The 10,873-nt window shown below is 61.1% G+C and carries 9 protein-coding genes and 1 pseudogene; 5 read left to right on the top strand and 5 right to left on the bottom strand.

Features of this window, described 5'->3' with window-relative positions:
• Window positions 1-763 (bottom strand): annotated as a pseudogene (locus ACRC4F_RS18240) (toxin); the annotation flags it as partial.
• 166 nt (window positions 764-929) lie between these two features.
• On the opposite strand from ACRC4F_RS18240, the gene ACRC4F_RS18235 reads away from it, so the two are divergent.
• The 3 genes from ACRC4F_RS18235 (at window position 930) to ACRC4F_RS18225 (ending at window position 2,770) form a co-directional block, all read left to right on the top strand.
• Window positions 930-1,394, top strand: coding sequence for a multidrug transporter (locus ACRC4F_RS18235; RefSeq protein ID WP_438660603.1), 465 nt, complete (start codon window positions 930-932; stop codon window positions 1,392-1,394).
• A gap of 33 nt (window positions 1,395-1,427) precedes the next feature.
• On the top strand, window positions 1,428-2,252 hold the full coding sequence (locus ACRC4F_RS18230) for an SDR family oxidoreductase (RefSeq protein ID WP_438660602.1): 825 nt from the start codon (window positions 1,428-1,430) through the stop codon (window positions 2,250-2,252).
• Between the two features lie 119 nt (window positions 2,253-2,371).
• Entirely contained in the window at window positions 2,372-2,770 is a 399-nt protein-coding gene (locus tag ACRC4F_RS18225; RefSeq protein WP_438660601.1) for a DUF4440 domain-containing protein, read from the top strand.
• 107 nt (window positions 2,771-2,877) lie between these two features.
• Here the strand turns inward: ACRC4F_RS18225 and ACRC4F_RS18220 are convergent, their stop codons facing one another.
• The 4 genes from ACRC4F_RS18220 to ACRC4F_RS18205 all read right to left on the bottom strand — a co-directional run bounded on the left by ACRC4F_RS18220 (window position 2,878) and on the right by ACRC4F_RS18205 (window position 7,787).
• Window positions 2,878-3,741, bottom strand: a complete 864-nt coding sequence (locus ACRC4F_RS18220; RefSeq protein ID WP_438660600.1) for an efflux RND transporter periplasmic adaptor subunit — start codon at window positions 3,739-3,741, stop codon at window positions 2,878-2,880.
• Between the two features lie 25 nt (window positions 3,742-3,766).
• Entirely contained in the window at window positions 3,767-3,967 is a 201-nt protein-coding gene (locus tag ACRC4F_RS18215; RefSeq protein ID WP_008153498.1) for a DUF1656 domain-containing protein, read from the bottom strand.
• Window positions 3,957-6,149 carry an FUSC family protein gene (locus ACRC4F_RS18210; protein WP_438660599.1) on the bottom strand — a complete coding sequence of 731 codons (2,193 nt, stop codon included), beginning with the start codon at window positions 6,147-6,149 and terminating at the stop codon, window positions 3,957-3,959. Before ACRC4F_RS18210 ends, ACRC4F_RS18215 begins: the two co-directional genes overlap by 11 nt.
• A 138-nt stretch (window positions 6,150-6,287) precedes the next feature.
• Window positions 6,288-7,787 carry an efflux transporter outer membrane subunit gene (locus ACRC4F_RS18205; protein ID WP_438660598.1) on the bottom strand — a complete coding sequence of 500 codons (1,500 nt, stop codon included), beginning with the start codon at window positions 7,785-7,787 and terminating at the stop codon, window positions 6,288-6,290.
• A gap of 262 nt (window positions 7,788-8,049) precedes the next feature.
• Here ACRC4F_RS18205 and ACRC4F_RS18200 point away from each other — a divergent pair, with 262 nt between their 5' ends.
• Window positions 8,050-9,018 (top strand): LysR family transcriptional regulator, encoded by a 969-nt coding sequence (locus tag ACRC4F_RS18200; protein WP_438660597.1) that lies wholly within the window; start codon window positions 8,050-8,052, stop codon window positions 9,016-9,018.
• A 336-nt stretch (window positions 9,019-9,354) separates the two neighbouring features.
• Window positions 9,355-9,732, top strand: coding sequence for a DUF6124 family protein (locus tag ACRC4F_RS18195; protein WP_438660604.1), 378 nt, complete (start codon window positions 9,355-9,357; stop codon window positions 9,730-9,732).
• Window positions 9,733-10,873: the final 1,141 nt, after the last annotated feature.

Here is a 10,873-nt window from a genome sequence, read left to right as displayed (position 1 = left end):
CGCTTCGGCGCAGCCGGCCATCCACAGTGAAGGCAAAGGCCTGGCGGTTCTGCCGGGCATCGACGGTTTCCAGCACATCCCCCAACGGCCCGTAACGCCATGTCGAGACGGCACCCTCGCCTGATTCGAGCAGTGTTTGTCGATCCGCTATCCGCTCCGGCCAATCCGCTGCGACGGCGTCGAGGGTGAAGTGCTGAACGTGCCGGGTGCAGCGGCCGGTGATCGCAAACGCCTCAAACAGCACGGTCCCGCCGGGACTGTCTTGACGAATCATCTGCCCGTACTGATTGTGATCCCCGTTGCCGTGATCGGGGCGGCCGTATTCCATACGCTCGGCACATTGGGGTGGCTGCGTGGCGATGTGCTCGAACACCGCCACGGGACGCAACACGTCGTCGTAATGCACCTCGCGCCGGATACCGCGACTGTCCCAGCCCTGCCGCACTTCATTGGCCAGGCCGAAAAGAGTGATCTGTACGCCGGCATCGACGCTGACCGTGAAGACGGGATGGCCGGACAGCGAATGCACAGTCGTGAGATTGGCGCGCGTCATCGGATCTTGTTGCTGCAGTCGCCAGAGCCGTGGATCCCACTGTTTCACTGCGCCCCCGGCAGCATTGTGCAAGGTACGGTTGATGCGAGCCTGAGCCGGGGTACCTTCGACCTCGCGCCAGTAATCCACGGAACGGATCGGCAGCCCTCGCGGATCGACGACGAACACTGCGGGTGTTTTGTGGTGCATTCCCAACGTTGAGGCTTGCATGCCGGTTCGTCCCTGTTCACCTGCGGTTATCTAACCTTGCGGGTCGAGGGCTGGCTACTGTCAGAAATTACAGTACTGACTAACGGTGATCACGGTTGATCCTTGAATGTCCATTCCAGCAGCCGTTCGGTAGGATGGTGGCCATGAGTTCAAGGAGCGTTCAAACATGTTCATCGGCGTCCTGCTGGTCATCACCTGGCTGATTTTATTGCTGCGCTACCCGGCCAAGGCGTTGCCCGTTTCTGTGGCGGCCGCCATCGGCCTTGGTCTGGTGGCCACGTGGGTGATCTGGATGGACAACCGCGAGGTCAAGCAACTGGCGCGCCTGGAGTTGCGCATCACCTACGCGCCGGAACACTGCCCGGCAGACCGGCCGTTGCAGCTGACCATGAACAATGGCAACGATGTGCCGCTGATAGAGTTGCGCTGGCGTGTCGCCGCGTATGCGCCGGGCGATACGGTCAATCTGGCCGACAATCAATACGCCGCCCCGCGCTATCGCGGCCCCGGCGAACTGCAGGCCGGCGCCAATTGGGAAGACTGCTTGCCCCTGCCGCCGCTGCGCCCTGGCTATCGCCCGCAAACCCTGGAGTTTCGCGCCGAGCGTTTGCAGGGTAGTTTCTCCGACTGATTCCCCACTTTCTTTTTGCACAAGGACCGCGCCATGCCCGTTGCGTTGATTACCGGTTGCTCCAGCGGCATTGGCCGCGCCCTCGCCGATGTGTTCAAAGGGGCCGGATACGAAGTCTGGGCCAGCGCCCGCAAGCCTGAAGATGTTGCGGTGCTGGCCGCCGCCGGCTTCACCGCCGTGCAATTGGACGTCAACGATGGTTTGGCGCTGGAACAACTGAGCGAGCGCATCAACCAGCAACATGGAGGCCTCGACGTGCTGATCAACAATGCCGGCTACGGTGCGATGGGGCCGCTGCTCGACGGCGGCGTACCGGCGATGCAACGGCAATTCGAAACCAACGTGTTCGCGATTGTGGGCGTGACCCGTGCGCTGTTTCCGGTGCTGCGTCGTGCCAAAGGGATAGTGGTGAACATCGGCAGCGTTTCCGGGGTATTGGTCACGCCGTTTGCCGGCGCCTATTGCGCCTCGAAAGCGGCGGTGCATGCGCTGACCGACGCATTGCGCATGGAGTTGGCACCGTTTGGTGTGCGCGTGATGGAAGTACAACCGGGTGCGATCGAATCCAGTTTCGCCAAGAATGCCGGGCATGAGGCGGAACAGCTGATCACTGAACAATCACCGTGGTTTCCGCTGCGTGAAGGTATTCGTGCGCGGGCCAAGGCGTCTCAGGACAAGCCGACGCCGGCCCGGGAATTTGCAGAAGGCCTGCTCAAGGCTGTGCAGCAGGGGAAACCACCGCGTTTGATTCGTTTGGGCAATGGCAGCCGGGCGTTGCCGCTGTTGGCGGGGTTGCTGCCAAAAGGGTTGTTGGAGGCCGGGTTGATGAAGCGGTTTGGGTTGAAGGGCCAACTCTAAAACCGAGTTGACTTCATCGCGAGCAGGCTCGCTCCCACAGGGGAATGCATTTCAAATGTGGGAGTGAGCCTGCTCGCGATGAAGTCGGACCAGACGCTGCAGAAATTCAGGAAACAATCATGACCGACTACACCGAATACTTCGACGAAGTGATCCAGGCCCACATCGCCATCGAGCAATGGCTGGCCGAGGACCAGGACGAGTCCGCACTTGAACGCCTGCTGACCCGATTTTCACCACAGTTTTCCATGATCTCGCCATTGGGCCGTGCGCTGGATTTCACCGCGCTGAACGAGTTATTCCTGCTGGCGGGCGGAAGGAAGCTCGGCTTCAGGATTGAGCTCAGCGATCTACAGGGTATCGCGCTGTACAACGGTGGCGCGGTGGTGAGTTATCGCGAGCAACAGAAAGATGCGACCGGCTTGCACTCTGATCGCCGGTCGACGGTGGTGTTTGAGAAGCAGGCTGGTGGCAAGGTGGTTTGGCGGCATTTGCATGAGACGTTTTGCAAAGGCTGACACGGTCGTCTTTTGTGGCGAGGGAGCTTGCTCCCGCTAGGCCGAGGAGTGGTCCCCAGACAGGACTGCTACGCAGTCCAGCGGGAGCAAGCTCCCTCGCCACAGGGTTACTCGCCAGCCGCAGATTTAACGATGACGGTACAGGTAATGCCTGCCGCCAATAGCACCCCCTGCGGCACTTCATCTATGTGAATCCGCACCGGCACTCGCTGCGCCAGCCGTACCCAGTTAAACGTCGGGTTCACGTCTGCAATCAACTCGCGACTTTCCGGATTGTCCCGGTCGTAAATGCCGCGAGAAATGCTCTCCACATGCCCCTTCAGCACTTCGCCGCTCATCAACTGCATGTCGGCCTTGTCGCCGACTCGCACGTGCGGCAGTTTGGTTTCCTCGAAGAAGCCATACACCCAGAACGAATTCATATCGACCACGGCCATTTTCGCTTCACCGATGCGCGCGTAGTCGCCGCGATGCACGTTGAGGTTGGTGACATAGCCGTCCACGGCTGCGCGGACCTCGGTGCGTTTGAGGTTCAGTTCGGCCGCTTCCAGTTGCGCCTGGGCCTGCTGGTAATCGGCCAGGGCCGAGTCAGCGATGTTGCTGGCGTCGTCGCGGTTTTCTTTGGAGATCACCAGCGCGTCCATGTCGGCGCGGCGATGGGCGTTGACCTTGCGCATCTCCCACGTCGACTTGCGTGAAGCCACCAATGCCTGCGCCTGTCTGACCGCGATGCGGTAGTGCTCGGGATCGATGCGCATCAGCAAATCGCCCTTCTTCACCTGCTCGTTGTCACGTACCGGCACCTCCACCACTTCACCGGTGACGTCGGCGGCGACGTTGATGATGTCGGCGCGCACCCGACCGTCACGAGTCCACGGCGTGTCCATGTAATGCACCCAGAGTGTGCGGCCGATCCATATCGCGAGGGCCAGCACCAGCAGGGTGGCGAGCAGGCTAAAAAGCTTTTTCATCGGGGCCTTCTTCAGAGATAGAGAGTCAGTGGTAAACAGTCAGCGCCAAGGCGCCGAACAGACAGGTAAACAGGCTCAGGCGAAGCAGCGCCGGGTGCCAGAAGAAGCGGTACAGATCGAACCCGGACAGGAACCGGTCCAGCGCCCAGGCCAGCGCCGCGGCGATGAAAAACATCAGCGTCATGGTCGGCATGTACACGCCGTGGAAGGCGATTTCACGAGGCATGTTCAAGTCCTTGGGGCTGGGTTGTTGCGTAGGCGCTGAGCGGTGATTGCGGGTCGAGTAGCGAGGTGCGGATGAAGTGCAAATAACTCTTCACCCGACGCAACGCCGAGGTGTCGAAGTGCGTCGCGAACGGTTCGTCGGTGGCTTGCACGCGGCTGATGGCATGGTCGACCGCGATCAATCCGCGCTCCAGATTGCTCTGGCTCGGTTGCAGAAACAGCCGCACCAGCGAACGACCCATCACGCGGATCGCCTGGCGCCACGGCTGGGATTCGGCATAGGCCGGATGCACCGGCAGAATCGCCTGTTCCTTGCGCAACTCGATGATCGCGTGGCCGACTTCCAGCACCACGAACATCCAGCGCAGCAAGTCCCGTTGCACCTGCGGCTGACCCACCGCGAGGCCATAAGCCTGATGCAGCAAGTCTCGGGTCCGGCTTTCGAAACTCGAGGCCAGGCCCTTGAGCTTGCCGCTGATCGCGTACACCACTTGCCCACGCAAATCCTGCTCCAGCCGGCGCCACAGCCAGCGGCTGTTCGGCGGCAGAATGATCGCCCCGGCCGCGGCGCATACCAGCATGCCGAGCACCATGGCGATGTAGTCGTTGATGAACGCGTAAGGGTTGTAGACCGTGAGGTTGTCCGGCACCGAACCGGTGCTGAAAAAGATCAGCAAGCCGAGGCCGACACCGGCATATTGCGGCCGTGAAGTGAGGAACGAGCCGAGCACGATCACCGGCGCGAGCATCACGCACAGCAACGGAAAACCGTCGATCCACGGGAAGATGAAAAACATCTCGACGAAGCCGATCAGCGCCCCGAGGAAAGTCCCGCACGCCATCTGAAACGCCATGCGTTTCGGGTTCGGCGTTGCGGCAGACAGGCCCACGGTCGCCGCGGCGATCAGCGTCATGGTCGCCCCGCTCGGCCACGCCGTCGCCACCCAATAACTGCCCAGCACCACCAGAATGAACGCCGCGCGAATCCCCGAAGCGGCGGATGCCATCCAGTTGGTTTGCGGGGTGAACGGCTCGTCCCATTGCTCCCGCGCATGGCTGTGATCGGCCAGTGAGGCGTGGGTCTGTGAATAACTGTGTAGCTCGTCGACGAAGCGATAGAGCAGTTCGTAGGCCGTGTGGAAATCGAGTTGCTCGGCGTCGCTCGGATTGCTCTCCTGAAAGGTCGCCCGCAGGCTGCGAACTCGCGCTGGCAGATTCTTCTTGTAGGTCGCCAATGCACTGGTCAGGCGCGCGGCGTCGGGGCTGGTCAGCGCACGACCGCTGAAGCCGTCGAGCAATTCCGCCAGGTCCTGCAAACCGGGTTTGATCGCCGCGACCACATGATCAGCACCGCTGCTGCGCAAGCGTTCGAGCAATTGGTGCAAGGCGTTGAACCGGGTGGTGATGCCCATGAACTCGCTGTTCAGTCGACTGAGCCGACCGTTGCGCCGACGCATGTGCGGGTCTTCAAACACAGTGACGCTGCGCAGCCCTTCCAGCCCGACCGCCTCAGCGATAAAGCGCACGTTACTGGCTTCGAACGCCTCCCGTTTGCTGCGACCGCGCAGGCCATCGGTGACGAACAAGGCGAACACACCGAAGCGCTGATACAAAGCGTTGCGCATCGCCGCGCTGGCGGTTTGCGGCAGGATCGCGGCGCTGACCACGGTGGCGCAGAGAATGCCCAAGGAGATTTCCAGCACCCGCCAGACTGCCGCCATGAATGCCCCGTCCGGGTGAGCCAACGCGGGCAAGCCGACCATCGCGGCGGTGTACCCGGCGAGTACAAAACCGTAGGCGCGAAAGTTGCGATAGCGCGCGGCACCGGCCGAGCAGATACCGACCCAGATCGCCAGCGAGCCGAGGAACAGTTCGGTGTTTTGCGCGAACAAGGCAATCAGCGCCACCATCACCGCCGACCCGGCCAGGGTGCCGAGGAAGCGGTAAAAACTTTTGGCGAACACCTGACCGCTTTGCGGCTGCATGACGATGAACACGGTGATCATCGCCGTGCGCGGTTGCGGCAACTCCAGGCGCATCGCCAGCCACAGGGTCAGGAACGCGGCGATCAGCACCTTGAAAATGTAGACCCAGGTCACACCGTCGCTGCGCGCCCAGTCGAAGAAACCCCGGCGCCATTCGAGGGAATACAGCCAGCGCAGAGGTGCGGGCGAGGGAGTCATGGATTCCTGCTCATCAATATTCAGTCTGGTGAGAAACCTGTGGGAGCCAGCCTGCTGGCGATAGCGCTGTGTCAGTCAATGCTGACGTCACCTGACAGACCACAATCGCCAGCAGGCTGGCTCCCACAGGGTTTGTGTTCACTTGAGAAGTGCCGGGGTTTCTGGTGCCTGGGTCTGGCTGTCCTTCGGCACATCGTTGCCCGCACCCAGTCCACCGCCCAATGCCGTCACCAATTCAGCATGAGCACTTAGCCGCGCCGCCTGAACCTGCTGCTGAACCTGCTGCTGCTTGAACAACAAGGTCTGCGCATTGAGCACGTTGAGGTAATCGGTGAGTCCGCGCTGATACGCGATCATCGCGATGTCATAAGTCTTCTGCGCGGTAGCCACAGACTCGGCGGCGAAGGATTGCTGCTTGTCCATGGACTCACGGCGGATCAACTGGTCGGAGATGTTCTTCAGCGCATTGACCAGCGTCTGGTTGTACCTGGCCACGGCGATGTCATACCCGGCCGAGGCTTCGCCCAGCTCCGAACGCAAGCGGCCGCCATCGAAGATCGGCAGCGAAATCGCCGGGCCGACGCTGTAGTTGAGTTTCTTGCCAGTCAAAAACTCCAGCGCACCACCGCCGGTGGCCATGTAGCCGAGGCTGCCGACCAGATCGACGTTGGGATAGAAACCTGCGTGAGCCACATCGATGCCACGGGCCTGAGCCGCAACTTGCCAGCGGCTGGCGACCACATCGGGGCGTTGACCGAGCAACTGCGCGGGTAATGACGACGGCAGTTTCAGCGGCGCAGCCAGCGACAGCGTGGGTCGCTGCAACTGCGCACCCTCGCCCGGTCCTTTACCTGCGAGGGCTGCCAGTTGATTGCGGCTCAGAGCGATTTCTTCGTCCAGCGCATCGATCTGGCGATGGGTTTCCGGCAACGGGGTTTCGGCCTGGCTGACTTCGAAATGGGTGCCGATGCCGCCGTTCAGGCGTTTTTGGGCGAGGTCGAGAATTTGCTGCTGTTGCTTCAGGGTCGCCTCTACGATGTCCCGCTGCGCGTAATGCAACGACAGTTCGATGTAGGCGCGCACGATGTTGTTCTGCAATTCGAGCTGGGCCTGACGCGCTTCGGCGGCGCTCATGTGCGCCATGTCCACGGCGCGCTCGGTGGCATTACTTTCGCGGCCCCAAAGGTCGAGGGCGTAGCTGAAACCCAGCGCGGCGTTGTTGTCCCAGGTTGTGGTGTTGGCCAGCTCACCCGGCCCGTAGAACTGATCGGTCGGCCAGTTGTGTCGCTTGAGGGTAGATTCGCCATTGATCTGCAACGACTCGGCGGACTCGGCGATGCCGGCCATGGACTTGGCCTGCCGCACTCGTCCAGCGGCGATGGCCATGGTCGGGCTGCCTTGCAACGCGAGGTCGATCCAGCGGTTCAACTGCGGGTCGCCATAGGCCTGCCACCATTGCGCGGTGGGCCAGTGAGCGTCCTGCGCGGCGCTCTGGATGGCGTCGTCGGTGGCCAGTGAATTGGCCTCCAGCGCCTTGCCCTGCGGGGCAATACCTCCGGTTCCGATGCAGCCGCTGATTGCGAGGGACAAGGCTAAAACACTGAGCGTCTGAAGCGCTCTGCTGATGCGACGCGGCACTGCTGCGATTTCCTGAAAGAGAGGAGGATGTAGGAGCCGGCTTGCTGGCCATGGTATCGCCGCGGTCTAACTGACAGACCGTGGTGATGCCATCGCCAGCAAGCCGGCTCCTACAGTCGGCGCAATTTTAGAGGTGGGGTTGATGGGCGATAAGCTGGGAATCCTGTGAATCTTTGTTACCGTTAACGCGATAATCCCTTGGTCGGGGTCTCAGACTCTGAAACCTTGTGTCACAATTTGCCATCGCCTCCGAGAGCACCCCATGGACACTTTGCAAAACATGCGCGCCTTCAGTTACGTGGCCGAGGCCGGCAGCTTCACCGCCGCCGCCGTGCAACTGGACACCACCACGGCCAACGTGTCGCGCGCGGTCTCCAACCTGGAAGCCCACCTGCAAACCCGCCTGCTCAACCGCACCACCCGTCGCATCGCCCTGACCGAAGCCGGCAAGCGCTATCTATTGCGCTGCGAGCAGATCCTGGCCTACGTCGAAGAAGCCGAAGCCGAGGCCAGTGACGCCCACGCGCGCCCGGCCGGGCAGCTCAAAGTGCACACCATGACTGGCATCGGCCAGCACTTCGTGATCGACGCCATCGCCCGCTACCGCAAGACCCACCCCGATGTCACCTTTGACCTGACCATGGCTAACCGCGTGCCGGACCTGCTCGACGAGGGCTACGACGTGTCCATCGTCCTGGCCAGCGAACTGCCGGACTCGGGCTTCGTCTCCCAGCGCCTGGGCATCACCTACAGCATCGTCTGCGCCTCGCCGGCTTACGTGAAAGCCAACGGCTGCGCGCACAAGCCCAGTGACCTGCTCAACCACGCGTGCCTGCGCCTGGTGAGCCCGGTGATCCCACTGGAGAAATGGACCTTCGACGGCCCCGAAGGCCAGGAAATGGTCACCATCAACAGCTCGCCGTTTCTGGTGAACTCGGCCGATGCGATGAAGACAGCGATCACCAGCGGCATGGGCGTCGGCGTGTTGCCGGTATACGCGGCGATCGAAGGCCTGCGCAACGGCACACTGGTGCGAGTGATGCCGAACTACCGCTCGCAGGAACTGAATCTGTATGCGATCTACCCTTCGCGGCAGTATCTGGATGCGAAGATCAAGACGTGGGTCGAGTACTTGCGCGGGTCGCTGCCAGAGATATTGGCGGCGCATCAGGCGGAATTGGTGGCGTATGAATTGAGTGGGAGTCTGGGTGGGGTTCGGGTGGCGAACTGATTTCACGGTCCTACAGACGTGGCGATTTTGGGGAATGTTTCCGACGGGTTCTGTCGGTTGTTGGGTCGGACGGGAAATGGGTAGGCTTTGTGGGTCGCTGCAGAATCAGCGATCAGGTCTGGAAAACCTGGCGAACACTGACCACACCCCATGGCATACTGCGGCGCTTTTTTCTGCACGCAAATCCTTGTTATGGCGGCTGTGCGCGGGAGACCTTCGGGTCTGCCGGGTTTTGGTGGGTGTTCCGGTTTTTCCAGTCCGCGCACGGCTGCCACCCTTTCGTCTGGAAAACGAAAGATGGCAGTTCCACTTCATCTGCCAATGAGTAATTTCCGCATGATCAAAGAAACACCAAACCCTCCGGAAACCGACGACGTTTCCCCCTACGAATCCCTCGATTCCAAAAAACTCAACGAAGCCGCCGAGCGCGCGCTGGATCACTACCTCAACCCCGCCGCCCTCAAATCCCCTGCCAGCCGCAAACCCAGCACGATGTTTGTGATTGCACCGGATATCAAAGACGAAGACCTGTTGGCCCACACCTGCGAGTCATTGGCCCAGGCCAGCGTGATGGCAAGTGATTTCGCGGACTATCTGGAAGGCCCGCACCGGCACAAGGCGATGGCGATTCAGCAGATCGTCATGCTGGCCGAACTGGCCGCAAACCGGATGCTCGATAACGTCGCCATACCAAAACCTCAGCCGCACAGCTGATCCCCTGTGGGAGCGAGCCTGCTCGCGATTGCGGTCTGACATCCAGTATGGATGTCGCCTGACACTCCGCCATCGCGAGCAGGCTCACTCCTACAATTGAATTTGGTACATCCGCAAGATATCGGCCGGCTGTCAGGCCGTCATCGCTGGCAGGCCAGCTCCCACAGTGGAATTTTGTACATCTGCAAGAAATTGGTCGGCTGTCAGGCCGCCATCGCTGGCAGGCCAGCTCCCACAAGGGTTTGGTGTACATCTGCAAGATATTGGCCGGCTGTCAGGCCGCTATCGCTGGCAGGCCAGCTCCCACAGTGGAATTTTGTACATCTGCAAGAAATTGGTCGGCTGTCAGGCCGTCATCGCTGGCAGGCCAGCTCCCACAGTGGAATTTTGTACATCTGCAAGAAATTGGTCGGCTGTCAGGCCGCCATCGCTGGCAGGCCAGCTCCCACAAGGGTTTGGTGTACATCTGCAAGATGTTGGTCGGCTGTCAGGCCGCTATCGCTGGCAGGCCAGCTCCCACAGTGGAATTTTGTACATCTGCAAGAAATTGGTCGGCTGTCAGGCCGCCATCGCTGGCAGGCCAGCTCCCACAAGGGTTTGGTGTACATCTGCAAGATATTGGTCGGCTGTCAGGCCGCTATCGCTGGCAGGCCAGCTCCCACAGGGGTTCGGGGTACATCTGCAAGAAATTGGTCGGCTGTCAGGCCGCCATCGCTGGCAAGCCAGCTCCCACAATGGATCTGCGTTCGGCTTTTGCTTCTCACCACTCAACAGGCCGAGCGTTAGCTCGCCTTCAGCTTTTGATCTTGATCCACCCGCCCCGTCGGGAGGCTGAGTGGAGGTGTTCATCCGGGGATTGGCGCGCAGCGCCGTTCGACGCAGTCGAACTCATCGCATGTAGGTGCCAGCGAAGCCAACCGGAGGGCGATGCCCCCGGATGAATGCCGGAGCGAAGGTACGCCGAGCCTCAGCGAGGGGCCGGACGCTTGGGGCGAGCGTTTTTTTGCTTACTTTTTTTAGGCGCTTGTAAAAAAAGTGAGTCGCCGTAAGGGCGAAACCGCCAGCCGCCGTTACCGCAGAAATGGATATGTACACCTGAAAGAGCCTGGTCGGCTACCAGGCCGCCATCGCGAGCAGGCTC

Origin of the sequence: Pseudomonas sp., from assembly GCF_051660785.1 — a bacterium.
Lineage (GTDB): Bacteria > Pseudomonadota > Gammaproteobacteria > Pseudomonadales > Pseudomonadaceae > Aquipseudomonas.
The sequence above is the reverse complement of the archived record's forward strand: the minus strand, read 5'-3'. Positions and strand labels throughout refer to the sequence as shown.

What these genes read in the sequence shown, in the direction of transcription:
- ACRC4F_RS18235 (WP_438660603.1), top strand. Translation starts at nt 930, where the DNA reads ATGTTCATCGGCGTCCTGCTGGTCATCACCTGGCTGATTTTATTGCTG.
- ACRC4F_RS18230 (WP_438660602.1), top strand. Translation starts at nt 1,428, where the DNA reads ATGCCCGTTGCGTTGATTACCGGTTGCTCCAGCGGCATTGGCCGCGCC.
- ACRC4F_RS18225 (WP_438660601.1), top strand. Translation starts at nt 2,372, where the DNA reads ATGACCGACTACACCGAATACTTCGACGAAGTGATCCAGGCCCACATC.
- ACRC4F_RS18220 (WP_438660600.1), bottom strand. Translation starts at nt 3,741, where the DNA reads ATGAAAAAGCTTTTTAGCCTGCTCGCCACCCTGCTGGTGCTGGCCCTC.
- ACRC4F_RS18215 (WP_008153498.1), bottom strand. Translation starts at nt 3,967, where the DNA reads ATGCCTCGTGAAATCGCCTTCCACGGCGTGTACATGCCGACCATGACG.
- ACRC4F_RS18210 (WP_438660599.1), bottom strand. Translation starts at nt 6,149, where the DNA reads ATGACTCCCTCGCCCGCACCTCTGCGCTGGCTGTATTCCCTCGAATGG.
- ACRC4F_RS18200 (WP_438660597.1), top strand. Translation starts at nt 8,050, where the DNA reads ATGGACACTTTGCAAAACATGCGCGCCTTCAGTTACGTGGCCGAGGCC.
- ACRC4F_RS18195 (WP_438660604.1), top strand. Translation starts at nt 9,355, where the DNA reads ATGATCAAAGAAACACCAAACCCTCCGGAAACCGACGACGTTTCCCCC.